The sequence below is a fragment of the Pseudomonas sp. DVZ6 genome, assembly GCF_024259445.1.
GTDB classification, from domain to species: Bacteria; Pseudomonadota; Gammaproteobacteria; order Pseudomonadales; family Pseudomonadaceae; genus Aquipseudomonas; species Aquipseudomonas peradeniyensis.
In genome coordinates this window covers 26,778-44,372 of record NZ_JANCLM010000006.1, presented here as the reverse complement: position 1 = coordinate 44,372, position 17,595 = coordinate 26,778, and the positions used below count along the sequence as shown (strand labels likewise).

The 17,595-nt window shown below is 64.6% G+C and carries 16 protein-coding genes and 2 tRNA genes; 6 read left to right on the top strand and 12 right to left on the bottom strand.

The genetic code is table 11. The annotated features are described in order from the left end of the window. Positions 1–42 precede the first annotated feature (42 nt). Positions 43–1,161: an LOG family protein gene (locus NMG10_RS05155; RefSeq protein WP_232856838.1), complete on the bottom strand. Its 1,119-nt coding sequence runs from the start codon at positions 1,159–1,161 to the stop codon at positions 43–45. A gap of 303 nt (positions 1,162–1,464) precedes the next feature. On the opposite strand from NMG10_RS05155, the gene NMG10_RS05150 reads away from it, so the two are divergent. Then, complete coding sequence (locus NMG10_RS05150) at positions 1,465–1,671, top strand: hypothetical protein (protein WP_203651207.1); 207 nt, start codon at positions 1,465–1,467, stop codon at positions 1,669–1,671. 1 nt (position 1,672) lies between these two features. Here the strand turns inward: NMG10_RS05150 and NMG10_RS05145 are convergent, their stop codons facing one another. After that, on the bottom strand, positions 1,673–2,092 hold the full coding sequence (locus NMG10_RS05145) for a quorum-sensing-regulated virulence factor family protein (RefSeq protein WP_254463911.1): 420 nt from the start codon (positions 2,090–2,092) through the stop codon (positions 1,673–1,675). 214 nt (positions 2,093–2,306) lie between these two features. Between NMG10_RS05145 and NMG10_RS05140 the strand changes: the two genes are divergently transcribed. The 3 genes from NMG10_RS05140 (at position 2,307) to NMG10_RS05130 (ending at position 4,531) form a co-directional block, all read left to right on the top strand. Further along, entirely contained in the window at positions 2,307–3,017 is a 711-nt protein-coding gene (locus tag NMG10_RS05140) for a tRNA-uridine aminocarboxypropyltransferase (RefSeq protein ID WP_254463910.1), read from the top strand. A gap of 257 nt (positions 3,018–3,274) precedes the next feature. After that, positions 3,275–3,925 (top strand): response regulator transcription factor ErdR, encoded by a 651-nt coding sequence (gene erdR, locus NMG10_RS05135; RefSeq protein WP_254463909.1) that lies wholly within the window; start codon positions 3,275–3,277, stop codon positions 3,923–3,925. Between the two features lie 240 nt (positions 3,926–4,165). Then, positions 4,166–4,531, top strand: a complete 366-nt coding sequence (locus tag NMG10_RS05130) for a diacylglycerol kinase (RefSeq protein ID WP_254463908.1) — start codon at positions 4,166–4,168, stop codon at positions 4,529–4,531. A 4-nt stretch (positions 4,532–4,535) separates the two neighbouring features. Here the strand turns inward: NMG10_RS05130 and finR are convergent, their stop codons facing one another. After that, positions 4,536–5,462 carry a LysR family transcriptional regulator FinR gene (gene finR / locus NMG10_RS05125; RefSeq protein ID WP_110738445.1) on the bottom strand — a complete coding sequence of 309 codons (927 nt, stop codon included), beginning with the start codon at positions 5,460–5,462 and terminating at the stop codon, positions 4,536–4,538. A gap of 120 nt (positions 5,463–5,582) precedes the next feature. On the opposite strand from finR, the gene fpr reads away from it, so the two are divergent. Further along, positions 5,583–6,362 carry a ferredoxin-NADP reductase gene (gene fpr, locus NMG10_RS05120; RefSeq protein ID WP_046856781.1) on the top strand — a complete coding sequence of 260 codons (780 nt, stop codon included), beginning with the start codon at positions 5,583–5,585 and terminating at the stop codon, positions 6,360–6,362. Between the two features lie 171 nt (positions 6,363–6,533). On the opposite strand, the gene tsaA is transcribed toward fpr, so the two are convergent. The 5 genes from tsaA to rimO all read right to left on the bottom strand — a co-directional run bounded on the left by tsaA (position 6,534) and on the right by rimO (position 10,783). Next, positions 6,534–7,229: a tRNA (N6-threonylcarbamoyladenosine(37)-N6)-methyltransferase TrmO gene (tsaA, locus tag NMG10_RS05115; RefSeq protein ID WP_110738447.1), complete on the bottom strand. Its 696-nt coding sequence runs from the start codon at positions 7,227–7,229 to the stop codon at positions 6,534–6,536. A gap of 6 nt (positions 7,230–7,235) precedes the next feature. After that, positions 7,236–7,697, bottom strand: coding sequence for a DUF1456 family protein (locus tag NMG10_RS05110; protein WP_203651209.1), 462 nt, complete (start codon positions 7,695–7,697; stop codon positions 7,236–7,238). A 192-nt stretch (positions 7,698–7,889) separates the two neighbouring features. Beyond that, complete coding sequence (locus NMG10_RS05105; RefSeq protein WP_232856843.1) at positions 7,890–8,600, bottom strand: rRNA pseudouridine synthase; 711 nt, start codon at positions 8,598–8,600, stop codon at positions 7,890–7,892. 121 nt (positions 8,601–8,721) lie between these two features. Then, positions 8,722–9,180, bottom strand: a complete 459-nt coding sequence (locus tag NMG10_RS05100; protein ID WP_232856845.1) for a GNAT family N-acetyltransferase — start codon at positions 9,178–9,180, stop codon at positions 8,722–8,724. Between the two features lie 271 nt (positions 9,181–9,451). Beyond that, positions 9,452–10,783, bottom strand: coding sequence for a 30S ribosomal protein S12 methylthiotransferase RimO (gene rimO / locus NMG10_RS05095; RefSeq protein ID WP_254463907.1), 1,332 nt, complete (start codon positions 10,781–10,783; stop codon positions 9,452–9,454). Positions 10,784–11,019: 236 nt separating this feature from the next. On the opposite strand from rimO, the gene NMG10_RS05090 reads away from it, so the two are divergent. Beyond that, complete coding sequence (locus NMG10_RS05090; protein ID WP_232856849.1) at positions 11,020–12,918, top strand: potassium transporter Kup; 1,899 nt, start codon at positions 11,020–11,022, stop codon at positions 12,916–12,918. A gap of 151 nt (positions 12,919–13,069) precedes the next feature. Here NMG10_RS05090 and NMG10_RS05085 read toward each other — a convergent pair whose 3' ends face one another. The 4 genes from NMG10_RS05085 to NMG10_RS05070 form a co-directional block, all read right to left on the bottom strand. After that, the gene (locus NMG10_RS05085) at positions 13,070–14,362 is read right to left on the bottom strand and encodes a virulence factor family protein (protein WP_254463906.1); all 1,293 of its coding nucleotides are present in this window, start codon (positions 14,360–14,362) and stop codon (positions 13,070–13,072) included. Continuing rightward, the gene (gene mprF / locus NMG10_RS05080; protein WP_254463905.1) at positions 14,362–17,004 is read right to left on the bottom strand and encodes a bifunctional lysylphosphatidylglycerol flippase/synthetase MprF; all 2,643 of its coding nucleotides are present in this window, start codon (positions 17,002–17,004) and stop codon (positions 14,362–14,364) included. The genes NMG10_RS05085 and mprF overlap by 1 nt, the downstream gene beginning before the upstream one ends. Before the next feature lie 255 nt (positions 17,005–17,259). After that, positions 17,260–17,336, bottom strand: a tRNA-Met gene (locus NMG10_RS05075). Positions 17,337–17,471: 135 nt separating this feature from the next. Then, positions 17,472–17,548: transfer RNA gene (locus NMG10_RS05070), tRNA-Met, on the bottom strand. Positions 17,549–17,595: the final 47 nt, after the last annotated feature.

Here is a 17,595-nt window from a genome sequence, read left to right as displayed (position 1 = left end):
GGCTGACGCCCATGCGTGTCAGCTGTACAGGGCATTTTGCGTTCAGCTGACCCGCAAGGCTTCCCGGGCTCGCTGGGTGGTGTGCATCGGCTGGGGCTTGGCCCAGTTTTCCGGCAGGTTGATGAAGTCCACCAGTTCGCGCAGACGGCCCTGGTCGCGCCCGTTGAAGGCGAAGGTCAGGCGTGTCAGGTGGCTGAAGTTGCCTTCCTCGTGTTCGGCGCCACTGTCCGCTTGCTGATGGTACCTGCCGCTCAGGCGCAGGTCGGCGAAGCCTTCCTCCACATCATGCAGGGCTGCCTCGCTCAAGGGGTGGTGCATGCGGATCACGAACTGGTTCTTCAACCAGCGGCTGGAGTGGTAGTTGCTGTAGAACTGGTTGATCTCCTCGACCGCTTCGTCGGCATTGTGCACCAGGCGCACCAGCTTGAGGTCGCTGGGCAGGATGTAGCGGTTCTCTTCTAGCTGGCGACTGATGAAGGCCAGGGCGTCCTGCCAGAAGCTGCCGCCGGGTGAGTCGAGCAGCACCACCGGTACCAGCGGGCTCTTGCCGGTCTGGATCAGCGTCAGCACCTCCAGCGCCTCGTCGAGGGTGCCGAAGCCGCCTGGGCAGAGCACCAGCGCGTCGGCTTCCTTGACGAAGAACAGCTTGCGGATGAAGAAGAAATGGAACGGCAGCAGCTTGTCTGTGCCATTGACCGTGGCATTGGCGTGCTGTTCGAACGGCAGGGTGATGTTGAAACCCAGGCTGTGGTCGGCTCCGGCGCCCTCGTGTGCGGCGGCCATGATGCCGCCGCCGGCGCCGGTGATGACCATCAGGTCCGAACGTGCCAGCGTCGCACCCAACTCCCGGGCCAGCGCGTACATGGGGTGTTCCATTGGTGTGCGCGCCGAACCGAACACGGTGACCTTGCGTCGGCCCTTGTAGTGCTCAAGGGTGCGGAACGAATGGTCGAGTTCGCGCAGGGCCTGCAGGGTGATCTTGGCGTTCCAGCGGTTGCGATCGTCATGGGCCATGCGCAGCACGGTCAGCAGCATGTCGCGGTACAACGGCAGGTTGGGGCTGTTCGGCGCGACCAGTTGCAGTTGCTCATCGATCTTGCTCAGGTCGATGCCGTTGTCCCTGAAATGGTTGAACAGCAGCTCGTTCGATTGGTAAGGCATTCAACGTCTCCTTCTGCAGCAAAACCTCTGACCGGGTCGATGGCGTGTCCCGGCCGCGACACTGCGTGTGTCGCTGGCTGCTGTGGCTCGAGTTTGCCCCCCGAGCGTTGCAGTGGGCCTTCAAGGCCATGTTGCAGTGGCAATTCCATCGCGTTGTCGTTGTTATGGGTACTCGATATCAATCTAGACCCTGGCGCGGTTTCGTGCCGCCACAGACGCGCGCTACCGCCGGTCAGACGGGATACAGGAATGACCGGGCTTTGGTTAACTGGGGGCAGAAGGGTGAGGCAGCGAGGTGGCGGTATGCACCGGCTGGAGATCGAAGTGGATGGGCAACTGTTGCAGTTGCTCGAGCACGAGGCCAAGGTTCATCACCTGAGCCTTGAAGGGGAGTGCCTGCGCCGCCTGCAGGGCGCCGAGGCGCATTCGCGTTACCTGCAGGCGCTGCTGGCCGAATTGCGCGCCGATGATGAGCAACGGCGCGCCAGAAACAGCGATCAGTTGGCCTGAATCACTTCTTCTTGTTGCCGGCCGAGCAGCTGGCTGCGTCGAAGGCCTGGTCCATGACCGGCTGGTTGGTCTTGTAGACAGTGAAGCGGTAGACCATCACGGCGCCCTTGGACATCAGCTGGCGGTAGCCGTTATTACGGCACACGCTGTCGCCCAGCTGGCTGCGGACCTGCGCGGGATTGCCCTGCATGCGCTGGGCATGCTCCTGGCGTACACTCAGGTGATTGACCAGTGCCTTGCCTTCGACGGTGTAGCCCTGGTCGAGAATGTCTTCGTTGATGGCCCGCGGGGTACCGACGCTGCTTTCCTTGGCGACCTTCTGCAGCATCTGGTTCAGCTCGTACTCCTGCTTGGACGCGGCCTGGGCGGCCAGCGGCAGGGCGAGCAGCAGGCTCAGGGTCGGGACGATAAGACGCAGCATGGATCTCTCCTGGTTCGATGACTGGCGCTTTGACCAGCGCCGGCGGGCGGCGTTCCATGAAACCGCAGGGTTTCCAGGCCGCCAGAAACTGCGATTATAAAGGAGCGGCGTCGTTGGCTGCACGGCAAATGACGTGGGCTCTGGTAGACTGGGCACCTTGTTTTCATCGAGTTGTCGCCGTGCCCCTCCCACTTCCCTGCCAAGGCCTGCTGCCATGAGCCACGCGGTAGCGCGCCTGCGCGCCGAGCGCCTGGCGCGCAGCATCAAACCCTTTGTTGCCCGAGGCTCGCGCGCCGAGCGTTGCGCGGATTGCCGGGTGATCGCCACGCACTGCCTGTGCGCCTGGAAACCCCGGGTGCCGGCCGAGTCCGGCATGTGCCTGCTGATGCATGACACCGAGCCATTGAAGCCGACCAACACCGGCTGGCTGATCGCCGACGTGATCGAGGACACCTCGGCCTTCGGCTGGTTGCGCACGTCGGTGGACGAGGGGCTGCTGGCGCTGCTGGACGATCCCCGTTGGCAGCCCTACATCGTCTTTCCGGGCGAGTTCGTCAAGGACGATCGGGTGGTCAGTGAGGTTGTGCGCGAGCCGGGCAAGCGCCCGTTGTTCATCCTGCTCGACGCCACCTGGACCGAGGCGCGCAAGATGTTCCGCAAGAGCCCGTACCTCGATCGCTTCCCGGTACTGAGCCTGCAGCCCGAGCAGATGTCGCGCTACCGCTTGCGCCGTTCCAAGCGTGATGATCACTTCTGCACCGCCGAAGTGGCCGCCATGTGCCTGGAACTGGCCGGCGACGGCCAGGCCTCGCAGGCCCTGGACGCCTACCTGGACGTCTTCAGCCTGCACTATCTGAGCGGCAAGCGGCGCCTGCCGCTGGACGAGCAGGACGAGGTCCACCAGCGTTTGCATACCTTCCTATAGTCCAAGGGGCAGGCGCGACAGTTTGGTTCATACTGTCGGGGCTGGCAGCCAGGGTAGGCGGGTTCGACCGGGCAATTGGCTTGACCACCCGGGGCGTGCTCGGCATCCTTGGCGCCGCTTCGGGCACGACGAAGCTGCTGGTACCTCGGACTTCGCCGTGCCATCCCGGCCGGCGGCCCTGCCGTTCGCGCCATGAGTTGCCCGTCAGGCGTCTCCCGTATCCCCTGCGCCTGGCACAGAACAGGATCCATAGATCGATGGCCACATACGAAATCCTGATTGCCGATGACCACCCATTGTTTCGCAGCGCACTGCGCCAGGCCGTTACCCTCGGCCTGGGCCCGGACGTGCGTCTGGTCGAGGTGGCGAGCATCGCCGAACTGGAAACCAGCCTCACCGAGAAAGCCGACTGGGACCTGGTCCTGCTGGACCTGAACATGCCCGGTGCCTACGGATTCTCCGGCCTGGTCCTGCTGCGCGGCCAGTACCCGCAGATCCCGGTGGTGATGGTATCGGCCCAGGAGGAGGCGGCCGTCGTGGTCAAGTCCCGCGAATTCGGCGCCAGCGGCTTCATTCCCAAGTCCAGCGAGCTGAGCAAGATCCAGGAAGCAGTGCGCAACGTGCTCGACGGCGATGTCTGGTGGCCGCCGCAGGCGTTCGACAAGGTTGATGTGTCGGCCGAGGCCAAGGCCGCCAGCGAAGGCCTGGCCAGTCTCACACCGCAGCAGTTCCGCGTGCTGACCATGGTCTGCGAAGGACTGCTGAACAAGCAGATCGCCTATGAACTGAGTGTTTCCGAGGCGACCATCAAGGCCCACGTGACGGCGATCTTCCGCAAATTGGGGGTACGCACGCGGACCCAGGCGGCGCTGCTGTTGCAACAACTTGAATCGGTTTCGACCAGCTAAGTACCCGTGCATTCACGCTTTTTTGACTCGGACTGGACTAGTGTCCTGTCTCGGAAATAGGCTGTTCACTTTTGGCGGCGTCTTGGGCGCCCGGCCGGCGTTGCCACTCCTCGCCATAGCCCTGCTATGACTCGTCGCGGCGCCTTGGCCGGACACCCAAGCCACTCGCCAAAAGAGAACGTATTTCCGAGACAGGGCACTAGCCTGCCGACCTTATCTCCGGTGAAGTGACGGACACACATGTCGCCATTCAAAGGCCAGACCGGCCTCAAACGTATCGTCAACGCCGCCAGCTATTCGCTGGACGGCCTGCGCACCGCCTTCAAGGGCGAGGCCGCCTTCCGCCAGCTGGTGCTGCTCAACGTGTTGCTGGTGCCGCTGGCCTTCTGGCTGCCGGTCAGCCGCGCTGAGCGGGCGATCCTCATTGCCGTGTGCCTGCTGGGGCTGATCGTCGAACTGCTCAATTCGGCGGTGGAGGCGGCGATCGACCGCATCTCGCTCGACCGCCACCCGCTGTCGAAGAACGCCAAGGACATGGGCAGCGCGGCGCAGCTGGTGGCCATGAGCATGGTCGCGGTGGTCTGGGGCGTGATCCTGCTCGGTTGAGCGCTCAGGCGATCGGCGGCAGCACGATCTCGTCGCTGCGCCGCACGCCGGCGGTGAAGCTGCGGCACAGCTCGAGGAACTCGCGCATGGCCGAGGTCTGGTACTTCTGCTTGTGCCAGATGAAGTAGAACTGCCGCGCCAGATCCAGGGCCGGAGTTTCCACCGGCACCAGGCTGCCGCGGCGGAAGGCATCGCGCAGGGCCAGGCGTGAGATGCAGCCGATGCCCAGGCCCGACTCCACGGCGCGCTTGATCGCTTCGGTGTGTTCCAGCTCCAGGCGGATATTCAGGTTGGCGCGGTGATGGCGCATGGCCTGGTCGAAGGTCAGGCGCGTGCCCGAGCCCTGCTCGCGCAGGATCCAGGCTTCATGGGACAACTGCTCGATACCGGCATGGCCGACCTTGGCCAGGGGATGCTGGGGCGCGCAGAACACCACCAGTTCATCCTCCACCCAGGGCTGCACCTCGAGATCGGGGTGGTTGCAGTCGCCTTCGATTAGACCCAGGTCAATTTCATAGTGGGCGACCTGTTGCACGATATGCGCAGTGTTCTGCACGTGCAGCTTGACCTGGCTTTCCGGGTGCACCTGCATGAAGCTGCCGATCAGCAGGGTGGCTAGGTAGTTGCCGATGGTCAGCGTGGCGCCGACGGCCAGCGAGCCGAAGCCCGACTTGCCGTTGAGCAGGTCTTCGATTTCCTTGGCCTGGTCGAGCAGGGCCACGGCCTGGGGCAGCAACTGGTGGCCCAGAGCGTTGAGGCTCAGGCGCTTGCCGGCACGGTCGAACAGCTGGCAGCTGGACTGGCGCTCCAGTTCGGTGATCGATGTACTTGCCGCAGATTGCGACAAGGCGAGGACGCCGGCGGCCCGCGACACGCTCTGGTGCTGGGCGACGGCGACGAATACCTGGAGCTGACGGAGTGTGAATCGCATATCTATATAACCGATAACACATATCTTGATAATTCAGTTAACAGATATTGTCGCTGCCCCTAAACTATCGCGCAACTGCGCGTCTTGCGCGCGCCGCGTTTTCCTTCAGGAGCCCCATCGATGAGCAACATGAACCACGAACGTGTCCTCAGTGTGCACCACTGGAATGACACCCTGTTCAGCTTCAAGTGCACCCGCGACCCGGGCCTGCGCTTCGAGAACGGTCAGTTCGTGATGATCGGCCTGCAGCAGGACAGCGGCCGTCCGCTCATGCGCGCCTATTCCATCGCCTCGCCGAACTGGGAAGAGCACCTGGAGTTCTTCAGCATCAAGGTGCCGGACGGCCCGCTGACCTCGCAGCTGCAGCACCTGAAGGAAGGCGACGAGATCATCATCAGCAAGAAGCCTACCGGTACCCTGGTGCTCGATGACCTGAACCCGGGCAAGCACCTGTACCTGCTGAGCACCGGCACCGGCCTGGCGCCGTTCATGAGCGTCATCCAGGACCCGGAGACCTACGAGCGCTTCGAGAAAGTGATCCTGGTTCACGGCGTGCGCTACGTCAACGAAGTGGCCTACCGCGAGTTCATTACCGAGCACCTGCCGCAGAACGAGTTCTTCGGTGAGTCCGTACGTGACAAGCTGATCTACTACCCGACCGTGACCCGCGAGCCGTTCGAGAACCAGGGCCGCCTGACCGACCTGATGCGCAGCGGCAAGCTGTTCAGCGATATCGGCCTGCCACCGATCAACCCGCAGGACGACCGCGCGATGATCTGCGGCAGCCCGAGCATGCTCGACGAGACCAGCGAAGTGCTGGACAGCTTCGGCCTGAAGATCTCCGCGCGCATGCGCGAGCCGGGTGACTACCTGATCGAGCGTGCGTTCGTCGAGAAGTAAGGCGAATCGCGGTGACGAAAAACGCAGACCTGGGTCTGCGTTTTTTTATGCCTGCAGGATCTAGGTTGGCGGTGCCGGCCTCTTCGCGGGTAAACCCGCTCCCACAGAGTTTGCGCAACCTGTGGGAGCGGGTTTACCCGCGAAGAGGCCTGGCCTGAAAACGAAAGAGCTTCAGCTTTCCCGCACCACTTCCAGCACCCGGATCCGATCCGGTTGCGGGTAGTGCCACCTGACTTGCACATCCCAGAACTTTACCCCGTAGACCCGCTCCGCAGGCGGTACCTGGTAGGCCGGTCGCGGGTCCTGCGCAAGACACTGTTCGATCAGCTCCACCAGTGGCTGATCCAGGCGCAGTGCATGGTCGCGGGCTTGGGGCAGGGCGCTTTCGCTCCATTCGACGGCAATCGCCTCTGGAGCATCATTGGCCATCAGGTTGCTCGCGCCGGCAATGCTGTCCGCATACGGCACATAAGGCTTGATATCCAGCACCGGGGTGCCGTCCAGCAGGTCGATCCCCGACAGCAGCAGACGCCCCGGCTCGACGCCTTCCAGGCGCACCACCGACTGACCGATGCCATTGGGCCGGTGGGTGGCCCGGGTGGCGAACACTCCCATGCTCTTGTTGCCGCCCAGGCGCGGTGGACGCACTTTCAGGCGTGGCTTGTCTTCCAGTGCCTGGTGGAACAGGAACAGCAGCCACACATGACTGACCTGCTCCAGCCCTTCGACGGCATCGCCCTGGTCAAAGGGCGGCAGCAGCTCCAGCACGCCACGGGCGGCCGGCGCCAGCTGGGGCTGGCGCGGGATGGCGAACTTCTCCTTGAAACAGGAGCGGACAATGCCGACCGGCGAGACGGTATGCTGCATCCTGGCTCAGCCGCGCACGCGAAGGGTCAGGCCCTTGAGGAAGTTGCGCAGCAACTGGTCGCCGCAGGGGCGGTAGTTGTCGTGGCCGACCTTGCGGAACAATGCGCTGAGCTCAGGTTTGGATACCGGGAAGTTGACCGACTTGAGCACCGCGTGCAGGTCGTCTTCCTTCAGCTCGAAGGCCACCCGCAGCTTCTTGAGCACGGTGTTGTTGGTCACCGGCACTTCGATCGGCTGCGCTGGACGGCTGTCGTCACGGCCGCGACGGTGGATTACCAGGCCGTCGAGGAAGTGCGCCATGACCTTCTCCGGGCAGAGCACGAAGCCGGGTTCCTCTTCCTTCTTGACGTAGCCGGCGATGGCCTCGACCGAAACCTCCAGGCCCGAGAGCTTGATGATCTCGGCCAGCTTCTGGTCGTTGGCCTTGAGCATGTAGCGCAGGCTGCGCAGTACATCGTTGTGGTTCATTGCAGCGAATCCTGTTCTGTTGCCGTGTCAGTCATTGCGCGGCGGTAATGCTAGGCTCTGTACGAAATGTATCTGCACTCGCCCATACTGCGTTGAAACGGGGCTCGGAATGCTCATGTACTCCAGTACACTCCGCTTCCTCCCCCCGTTTCGCCTTGTCTGGCCTTCGCGCAGACACATTTCGTACCGACCCTAGAAGCGTTCGGTGGCGGCCACATAGCGCCACTGGCCCACTGGCAGCTTGCCCATCGACACGCCGCCCAGGCGAATGCGGCGCATCGCCAGGACCTTGAGGCCGGCGGTCTCGCACAGTTGTTCGATCAACCCGGGCTGCGGGTTCTTCAGGACCATGCGCAGGTGTTGCTCGTTCTGCCAGCTGGCCTTGGCCTTCGGCAGTTCGACGCCCTTGCGCTCGACACCGCGGGCCAGGCGGTCGAGAGCCCCCGGCTTGGCCTGGCCGCTGACCTGGACAATGTATTCCTGCTCCATGCGGCGCAGGTCGGCGTCGAGCTTGCGGGTCACCCGCCAATCCTGGGTGAACAGTTGCAGGCCGCTGGCGCCGGGCAGTAGCGGAGCGACACAGGCCTGGCGGACGAAGTGCCCGTGCAGCGCGCGCACGCCTTCGCGGTGCGCTTCACTTAGACTGGCCATGCTCATGCCTGCCTGGGCGCTGGCGGTGTCCTGTCCGAGCGGCTGGTTGAGCAGCAGGGTCACCGGCTCCAGCGCTTCGGCACGGGCACCCGGGAGCAGTTCAACGCGTTGCCCGGCGACCTTGAACTGCGGCTGCTCGACGACCTGGCCATCGACCGTGACCCAGCCTCCTTCAATGTACAGTTCGGCCTCTCGGCGAGAGCAGCCAAGCTGTTCGATAAGGTGTTTGGAAAGACGAATGGGTTCGGACATGGACACGGGCATCACGCGGCAGGGAAAGCTTTCATTGTACCTGCCTGCGCAGGTTAGCGGCTGCAAATCGATGTCATTTCCGCCAATTCGGAGCGGGGCGATGGTTTCCTTGGTTCGCGTCCTAGGACGTTGTACGAACAAGCCTCATGTGCAGTAGGGGATAGGGCTGCCCCAGGCCGTCGGTTTCCGAGCGCCCGTACACCTCGAAGCCTTCGTGCAGATAGAAGCCCAGGGCCTGCGGGTTCTGTTCGTTGACGTCCAGGCGTTCGGCATTGAGCTCGCTTACCGCATGCCGCAGCAGGCGCTGGCCGATACCCTGGCCACGGTACTGCGGCGCGACGAAGAGCATGTCGACACGGCCGCTGGCCACGCCGGCGAAGCCGAGGATGCGTCGGCTGGCATCCTTGCAGCAGACCAGCATCACCGCGTCGAGGTACTTGTGCAGCACATGCTCGCGCAGCAGCACGATGTAGCCGTCGGGCAGGAAGTCGTGGGTGGCGCGCACCGACGCCTCCCACACCCGCACCAGTTCGGGGTAGTCGCTCAGGTGGGGCGTTTGCAGCGTGACGGTGGGCGACATCCTGTGATCCTCGGGGTCATTGAGGAAAACATAGATGTAAAAGGCTGCCCCGCCAGTGGGCTAATGCCTGTCAGTTAGCGCTTCATCGCACTTATTGGGGCTGCTTTGCAGCCCTTCGCGGGTAAACCCGCTCCCACAGGATCGCGCAAACGCTGAATCGAGCGCTGTACTTGTGGGAGCGGGTTTACCCGCGAAGGGTCGCGCAGTGACCCCTATTGGCTTAACTGACTGGCATTAGCCAGTAGGCGGGGTATCTTCAGGCGAGCATCGATCAGACGGGCTCGGCCCACATGTCGTACTCGTCGGCATCGACGATGCGGCAGCGGACCTTGTCGCCCGGCTTGAAGCCGTGGTCGCCGTCGATGAACACGCTGCCGTCGATTTCCGGCGCGTCGAAGAAACTGCGGCCGACCGAGCCCTGCTCCTCGACTTCGTCGATCAGCACCTCGATCTCCTTGCCGATGCGCTGCTGCAGGCGCGCGGCGCTGATCGCCTGCTGGTGCGCCATGAAGCGATCCCAGCGCTCCTGCTTGACGTCGTCCGGCACTTCATCGAGGCCCAGGTCGTTGGCCGGGGCGCCTTCGACCGGCGAGTACTGGAAGCAGCCGACGCGGTCGAGCTGGGCTTCGCTCAGCCAGTCGAGCAGGTACTGGAAGTCCTCTTCGGTCTCGCCGGGGAACCCGACGATGAAGGTCGAGCGGATCACCAGCTCAGGGCACTGCTCGCGCCAGCTCTTGATGCGTGCCAGGGTGCGGTCTTCGAAGGCCGGGCGCTTCATCGACTTGAGCACCTTGGGGCTGGCGTGCTGGAACGGGATGTCCAGGTACGGCAGGATCTTGCCGGCGGCCATCAGCGGAATCACGTCGTCGACGTTCGGGTACGGATAGACATAGTGCAGACGCACCCAGGCACCCAGGCTGCTCAGGGCCTCGCACAGCTCGAGCATGCGGGTCTTGACCGGGCGGCCGTTCCAGAAGTCGGTCTTGTACTTGACGTCGACGCCGTAGGCGCTGGTGTCCTGGGAGATCACCAGGATCTCCTTGACGCCGGCCTTGACCAGGCGCTCGGCCTCGCTCAGCACTTCACCGACCGGGCGGCTGACCAGCTTGCCGCGCATCGACGGGATGATGCAGAAGCTACAGCTGTGGTTGCAGCCTTCGGAAATCTTCAGGTAGGCGTAGTGGCGCGGGGTCAGCTTGATGCCCTGGGGCGGCACCAGGTCGATCAGCGGGTTGTGATCCTGGCGTGGCGGTACCACCTCGTGCACGGCGTTGACCACCTGCTCGTACTGCTGGGGGCCGCTGACCGACAGCACACTCGGGTGTACGTCGCGGATATTGCCTTCCTCGACACCCATGCAGCCGGTGACGATGACCTTGCCGTTCTCCTTGATCGCCTCGCCGATCACTTCCAGCGACTCGGCCTTGGCGCTGTCGATGAAGCCGCAGGTGTTGACCACCACCACGTCGGCGCCATCGTAGGTAGGCACGACTTCATAGCCTTCCATGCGCAGCTGGGTCAGGATGCGCTCGGAATCGACCAGGGCCTTTGGGCAACCCAGGGAAACGAAGCCGACCTTTGGGGTGGCGGGAGTGGTGGACATGGCTAACCTCGGTATTGAATACAGGTCGCCCGGCTGGAATCGCGGGCGATCTTGACGGGCGCTTTTTGGCGCCTCTGATCAAAAAGTGCGCAATTCTAGCGAGCGCAAGGTCGCTTTACCAGCAGAAATACGACGAACGCTGCGCTATGCTTCGCGCCGTTGCGCCGGGGCTTCCGGGATGGCCCGGCGCGGGTAGGAATTCAACCGGTCTAGATGGCCGTCTGCGGGAGTGGTCGATGGTTCAGGCAAGCAGTCACGCCGAAGGCGGGCAGGGCGCGGCACGGCCGCTGGGCCTGTTGGTGGCCGCCGTGGGGGTGGTCTATGGCGATATCGGCACCAGCCCGCTGTACACCCTCAAAGAGGTCTTTACCGGTGGTTATGGCGTACAGGTCAACCATGACGGGGTGCTGGGCATCCTGTCGTTGATCCTCTGGTCGCTGCTGTGGGTGGTGTCGTTCAAGTACGTGATGTTCATCCTGCGCGCCGACAACCAGGGCGAGGGCGGCACCATGGCCCTGACCGCGCTGGCGCGGCGGGCCACGGCGCAGTACCCGCGCTTGCGCATGCTGATGGTCGGCTGCGGTCTGGTCGGCGCCTCGCTGTTCTACGGCGACAGCATGATCACCCCGGCGGTGTCGGTGTTGTCGGCGGTTGAGGGCATGGGCCTGGCCTTCGAGGGCATCGACCACTGGGTGGTGCCGATCTCGCTTGTGGTGCTGGTGGCGCTTTTCCTGGTGCAGAAGCACGGTACCGAGAAGATCGGCAAGCTGTTCGGCCCGATCATGGTCACCTGGTTCGTGGTGCTGGGGGCGCTGGGGGTACACGGCATCTCGCAGAGCCCGGAAGTACTCAAGGCCTTCAACCCGGGCTGGGCGCTGAATTTCTTCATCGTTCATCCGGGCATGGGCGTGGCCATTCTCGGTGCCGTGGTGCTGGCGCTGACCGGCGCCGAGGCCCTGTACGCCGATATGGGCCACTTCGGCCGCAAGCCGATCGCCCGCGCCTGGTTCGCCCTGGTGCTGCCAGCGCTGGTGCTCAACTACTTTGGCCAGGGGGCGATACTGCTGCAAAACCCGGAGGCGGCGCGCAATCCGTTCTACTTGCTGGCGCCGAGTTGGGCGCTGCTGCCGCTGGTCGGGCTGGCCACCATGGCCACGGTGATTGCTTCCCAGGCGGTGATCTCGGGGGCCTTCTCCCTGACCCGCCAGGCCATCCAGCTGGGCTACGTGCCGCGTATGCAGATCCAGCACACCTCCAGCGACGAGCAGGGGCAGATCTACATCGGTGCGGTGAACTGGGCGCTGATGGTTGGCGTGGTGCTGCTGGTGATCGGCTTCGAGTCGTCCGGCGCCCTGGCCGCAGCCTATGGCGTGGCGGTGACCGGTACCATGCTGATGACCACCATCTTGGTCTCGGCGGTCATGCTGCTGCTGTGGAAGTGGCCACCGGTGCTGGCGGTACCGCTGCTGGTGGGCTTCCTGTTCGTCGACGGGCTGTTCTTCGCCGCCAACGTGCCGAAGATCGTCCAGGGCGGTGCCTTCCCGGTGTTGGCGGGGATCGTGCTGTTCGTGCTGATGAGCACCTGGAAGCGCGGCAAGCAGATCCTGGTCGAGCGCATCGACGAGGGCGGATTGCCGTTGCCGGTGTTCATCGGCAGCATCCGCGTGCAGCCGCCGCACCGGGTCGAGGGCACCGCGGTGTTCCTCACCGCCCGGCCTGATGCCGTGCCCCATGCGCTGCTGCACAACATGCTGCACAACCAGGTGTTGCACAGCCAGGTGGTGCTGCTGACGGTGGTCAGCGAAGACCGGCCACGAGTGCCGGAGCAGGAGCGGTTCGAGGTGGAGGCCTATGGCGACGGGTTCTTCCGGGTGCTGCTGCACTTTGGCTTCATGGACGAGCCGGACGTGCCGGCGGCGCTGAAACTGTGCCACCTGGACGAACTGGACTTCAGCCCGATGCGCACCACCTACTTCCTCAGTCGGGAAACGGTGATCGCCTCGCGCCTCGAGGGCATGTCGCGCTGGCGCGGGAACCTCTTTGCGTTCCTGCTGAAGAACGCCAACGGCAATCTGCGGTTCTTCAACCTGCCGCTCAATCGGGTGATCGAGTTGGGGACGCAGGTCGAGATTTGAGGGGCACCCCTTTCAAGGTTCTTGCGTTTTTTGGGGGTATGACCGCTCCAGTTCAAGATTGCCGGGGCTGCTTTGCAGCCCATTCGCGGCACAAGGCCGCTCCTACAGAGGGACGAGGTCGCCTGTAGGAGCGGGCTTGTCCCTTTTCCTATCATTTCTCAGCGACGTTGGCCTTTCCCTGGCGGGTCTCGATCTCGCCGATCAGGCGCTTGGCCAGCGCCGGGTAGTTCTCGTCGAAGTGATGGCCGCCCGGCAGCTTCATGCGCTCGCCCACGGCGGTCTTGTCGGTGCAGCCGCTTTCGTCGGTCTCTTCCACACCGTAGATGCACACCACCTTCGCTGCCGGCAACCTGGCCATCTCCGGCCCGGTCGGCGCCTCCTGACCTTCCTTGCCCAACCAGCCTTCCACCTCGATCTCGAAGCTGCCGCTGCGGGCGAAGGCCAGCAGGATCACCGCGTCGATGCGCTTCTGGTCTTCCTCGGAGAGGCGGTTGTAGATGGCCGGCAGCACGTCGGCGCCGAACGAGTAACCGGTCAGCACGAAGCGCTTGGTGCCCCATTTCTGGCGGTAGTGCTGCATCAGTTCAGAGAGGTCGGCGGCGCTCTGTTCCGGAGTCTTGTGCTGCCAGTAGTAGCGCAGGGTGTCGATGCCGACCACCGGGTAGCCGAGTTTGGCCATCTCGCCGGCCACGTCGCGGTCCAGGTCGCGCCAGCCACCGTCGCCGGAAAGGAACAGGGTCACGGTGTCGGTGGTCTGCCCAGCCGGGACTTCCACCACCGGAATCGCCAAGGCGTTGCCGTCGTGGCCGACCAGGGCCTGGGTCAGCTGGGCCTTGAGCACCTGGGGCAGGTGGATGTCGTAGTCGGCGATGCTGGTCTCGGCGTTGGCCTGGTCGCGCACGAAGGCGGCGCTGGCGTCATCCGGGTTGTCGTTCCAGGCCACGTTCCAGTGGCCGTGGGCGGCGGACTTGGGCAGGGCGGCCTGGCAGCCGGGTTGCTCGACGGTGAAGTCCACCGAGATCGCCCGGGCCTTGACGTCGCCCTGCGCGGCCAGCCAGCGCCAGGCCTGGGCTGCGCCCGGGCCGATGCCGGCGACCAGAGTCGGCTTGTCGGCCAGGCGGGTGAGGGCCTGGTCCATCGCCGCCTGCTGCTTGGCGCAGTCGGCGGGCGGCAGGATCACCTGCACCAGCTGGGCCTCGCCGGCCTGGCTCAGGTCGAGCAGCTGCTTGTCGGTCAGGGCCTGGTCCTGGGGCACGCCGATGGCCACCCGGGCCTTGGCATGCACGCCGGGGGTGGCGCGGGTCAGGGCGCTGCCGTCGTCGAGGGTGAGGTGCTCCAGGCGCGCCTCGGGCGCCGGCCGGGTCCACAGCCAGAAGGCCGCGCCGCCGGCCAGCACGGCCAGCAGCAGGGGAATCAGTACGTACAGCCAATAGCGTCGGATCATCAACGTTTCACCAATCCAGTCAGGCCGCCAGCGATCAGGGCGGCGGTGTCAGCCAGTGCCACCAGCGGGTCGAGCCCGGCCGGCACGGCCATGTAGCGGGGTTCCCAGTCCGGCTGGAACTTGTCCTTGAAGCGCCGCAGGCCCTGGAAGTTGTAGAGCTGCTCGCCGCGCTGGAACACCATCGAGCCCAGGCGCTGGGTCAAGGGGGCGCCACGGCGCGGCTGCAGCCCGGAGAGGGGGACCATCCCCAGGCTGAAACGGCCATAGTCATGGCTCTTGTAGTGCAGGATCAGGCCGACCATCATGAATTCCATGGTCAGTTTCGGCGCCTCCGGGTGCGCGCGCATCAGGTCGAGACTGGCCAGCTCGTTGCTGTGGGTTTCCAGCAGGTTGGCGAAGGCCACCGGACGGCCCTGGAAGCGGATCAGCGCGATGCGGAAATGCTGCAGGTATTCGGGGCTGAAGCGGCCAAGGGAGAAACCTTTCTCGCGCACGTTCTTGCCGCCGAGCCAGGCGTCGGAGATTTCCTTGAGCTCGGCCAGTGGCGCCTGGCCGGGTTCATGGATCTCCAGGCTCAGGCCGTCGCGTCCGCCTCGGTTCCAGGTGTAGCGCAGGTCCTTCATCTCCTTGCCCTTGGCATCGATGTCGAAGCGCCGCAGGTCGACCCGGGCCTCTTCGCCGAGCTTGATCGCGGTCAGGCCGATGTCCATGTAGAACGGCAGGTTCTCCGCGCGCACCTGGTAGAACACCGGGCGCGCATGGTGCAGGTCGCACAGGTCGCGGAACTGCCAGATCATCTCGGCGCGCTCCTGGGCCGGGCCGATCGGATCGTACAGGGCCACCAGACTACGACCGCGGCGGGCATACATGAGGAAGGCGTTGTCGTTGGGGTGGAACAGCAGCGCCTTGTCGCCGGTCAGGGCCAGGCCGCCATCGGGCTGGTCGGAGGCCAGCAGGATGCGGTTGGCGCGTTGCAACTCGTCCTCGGTCGGCAGGTGGATGACCGGGCGGGCGGTGCGCAGTAGCCAGGTCAGGGCGACGATCACCAACAGCACGGCGCTGCCGAGGGCGGCACGCAGGCCGCGCGGCGCGTCGGCGTCGAGGGTGAACTGCCACCACAGCTTGTGGGTATAGGGCACGTCCTGGTAGGCGAACAACAGCAACCACACCGAGGCGCCGACCACGCAGGCGCTGGCCACCAGGTACACCGGCGAGAACGGCAGCTCCAGCAGGCGGCTGGGGCGGTAGAACGAGCGGCGGAACAGGGCGAGCAGGGCAGCGGTGAAGCACATCAGGCTGGCTTCTTCCCAGTCGAAGCCCTTGAGCAGCGACAGCACCGCGCCCACCAGCAGCAACACCGTGGTCAGCAGCCAGGCGGCCGACAGGCGCCGACGCAGACCCTGGGCGAGCAGCAGGCAGAGCACGCCGATCAGGCTGGCGCCGAAGTGCGAGGCATCGATCAGGCGGTGCGGAATCAGGAAGCCCATGTGTTCCAGGCGGCTGTCGATTTCCGGGGTGGCGCCGGAGAACAGCAGCACCACGCCGGAGAGGAACACCAGGATCGCCAGCACCGGCGCGGCCAGCCCAGAGGCGGCGCGGATCGCCTGTTGGGTGACCATCAGGCGGCGGGCCTCGTTGGCCAGCAGCAGCACACAGGCCACCAGCAGCGGCATGACCACATAGATCAGCCGGTACAGTAACAGTGCGGCCGCCAGCGGCGCGGCACCCAGCTGGTTGGCGAAGGCTGCCAGCAGGATCGCCTCGAACACGCCGACGCCGCCCGGCACATGGCTGAGCACGCCGGCGGCGAGGGCGAGCAGGTAGACCAGCACGAAGGCGCCGAACGGCGGTGCTTCTGGCAGCAGCAGGTAGAGCACGGTGGCGGCGGCGGCGACATCCAGCGCGGTGATCAGCAGTTGCAGCGCGGTCAGGCGCGCACCCGGCAGGCGCAGGGTGCGTCGGCCGAATTGCACCATCAGGTTGTCGGCCAGTGGTTGTTCAGGCAGGCGCCGGCGATACAGGCCCATCACCAAGGCGGCGGCGGCGACCAGCACGGCGATCGCGATACCGCCCAGCAGCGGAGCGGGCAGACGCAGCGCGGTCGCCGCCGCAGACAGGTCGCTCAACGTGGCCAGTGCCGCCAGGGGCGGGAGCGCGCAGCCCAGCGAGAGGCTGGCGAATACGGTCATGCGCGCGACTTCCGCGGCGCCCAGACCCTGGCGCGCATAGAGGCGATAACGGACCGATCCGCCCGACAGCATCGACAGGCCAATGGCGTTGCCGATGGCGAAGGCGCTGAAGCCGCCCAGCACCAGGGTGCGGGGCGGCAGTTGCACGGCCGCGTAGCGACTGGCGGACCACTCATAGCCCAGCAGGATGACGAAACCGACCACGGTGGCCAGGACCGCGCCGAGCAGTGCATTGGCCGGCACGCTGAGCATGGCATCGTGCAGGGCATAAATGTCCAGTTCGCTGAGCAGGTGGCGACAGGCGATCAGGCCCATGGCGAACAACACCAGGGTCACTGCCAGCCCCAGCGGTTGGCGGTACTTGCTCAGGCGCTCCAGCCAGGGCAGGCGCTGGGCAGCCGTGGGCAGGGCCGCCGTCAGCGGTGCCTGGGTTTCGGGAGTGGGGGCGGTCATGGGGTGCCTCGTGCGGTCAGCGCGAGGTGCAGGCAAGGTACGGCCAAGTGAAAGTCCCTTTGGAAAAACGTATCCGAATATTACTCCGGGCCGACGGCTTAATCTGTTTCAGGATAGTTAAAGATAGTTCATTCAGCCGCAGGGGCGTGGCAAGGGAGGCAGGTAGCGGGGAAGGGGGCAATTGGCTTTTTACGGGGCCGGAATGCAACAAGCCCCGCACTATCTTGCGATAAGCGGGGCTTGTTCTGACGAATATGGTTGCGGGAGCCGGATTTGAACCGACGACCTTCGGGTTATGAGCCCGACGAGCTACCAGGCTGCTCCATCCCGCGCCTGTGGGATCGAATTCTACGGATTTCGTACTGAGTGTCAAGCGTTACTATTTGATTTTTCGAAAGTTTTTACTGATCGAGAATCTAAAGGCAATAAAAAAGGCCACTGTCGAAACAGTGGCCTTTTCTTTAATCTGGTTGCGGGAGCCGGATTTGAACCGACGACCTTCGGGTTATGAGCCCGACGAGCTACCAGGCTGCTCCATCCCGCGCCTGTGAGATCGAATTCTACGGATTTCCTTCGTGGTGTCAAGTATTT

Excerpts from the sequence above, each read along its gene's own strand:
- NMG10_RS05155 (WP_232856838.1), bottom strand. The coding sequence starts at position 1,161 with ATGCCTTACCAATCGAACGAGCTGCTGTTCAACCATTTCAGGGACAAC.
- NMG10_RS05150 (WP_203651207.1), top strand. The coding sequence starts at position 1,465 with ATGCACCGGCTGGAGATCGAAGTGGATGGGCAACTGTTGCAGTTGCTC.
- NMG10_RS05145 (WP_254463911.1), bottom strand. The coding sequence starts at position 2,092 with ATGCTGCGTCTTATCGTCCCGACCCTGAGCCTGCTGCTCGCCCTGCCG.
- NMG10_RS05140 (WP_254463910.1), top strand. The coding sequence starts at position 2,307 with ATGAGCCACGCGGTAGCGCGCCTGCGCGCCGAGCGCCTGGCGCGCAGC.
- erdR (WP_254463909.1), top strand. The coding sequence starts at position 3,275 with ATGGCCACATACGAAATCCTGATTGCCGATGACCACCCATTGTTTCGC.
- NMG10_RS05130 (WP_254463908.1), top strand. The coding sequence starts at position 4,166 with ATGTCGCCATTCAAAGGCCAGACCGGCCTCAAACGTATCGTCAACGCC.
- finR (WP_110738445.1), bottom strand. The coding sequence starts at position 5,462 with ATGCGATTCACACTCCGTCAGCTCCAGGTATTCGTCGCCGTCGCCCAG.
- fpr (WP_046856781.1), top strand. The coding sequence starts at position 5,583 with ATGAGCAACATGAACCACGAACGTGTCCTCAGTGTGCACCACTGGAAT.
- tsaA (WP_110738447.1), bottom strand. The coding sequence starts at position 7,229 with ATGCAGCATACCGTCTCGCCGGTCGGCATTGTCCGCTCCTGTTTCAAG.
- NMG10_RS05110 (WP_203651209.1), bottom strand. The coding sequence starts at position 7,697 with ATGAACCACAACGATGTACTGCGCAGCCTGCGCTACATGCTCAAGGCC.
- NMG10_RS05105 (WP_232856843.1), bottom strand. The coding sequence starts at position 8,600 with ATGTCCGAACCCATTCGTCTTTCCAAACACCTTATCGAACAGCTTGGC.
- NMG10_RS05100 (WP_232856845.1), bottom strand. The coding sequence starts at position 9,180 with ATGTCGCCCACCGTCACGCTGCAAACGCCCCACCTGAGCGACTACCCC.
- rimO (WP_254463907.1), bottom strand. The coding sequence starts at position 10,783 with ATGTCCACCACTCCCGCCACCCCAAAGGTCGGCTTCGTTTCCCTGGGT.
- NMG10_RS05090 (WP_232856849.1), top strand. The coding sequence starts at position 11,020 with ATGGTTCAGGCAAGCAGTCACGCCGAAGGCGGGCAGGGCGCGGCACGG.
- NMG10_RS05085 (WP_254463906.1), bottom strand. The coding sequence starts at position 14,362 with ATGATCCGACGCTATTGGCTGTACGTACTGATTCCCCTGCTGCTGGCC.
- mprF (WP_254463905.1), bottom strand. The coding sequence starts at position 17,004 with ATGACCGCCCCCACTCCCGAAACCCAGGCACCGCTGACGGCGGCCCTG.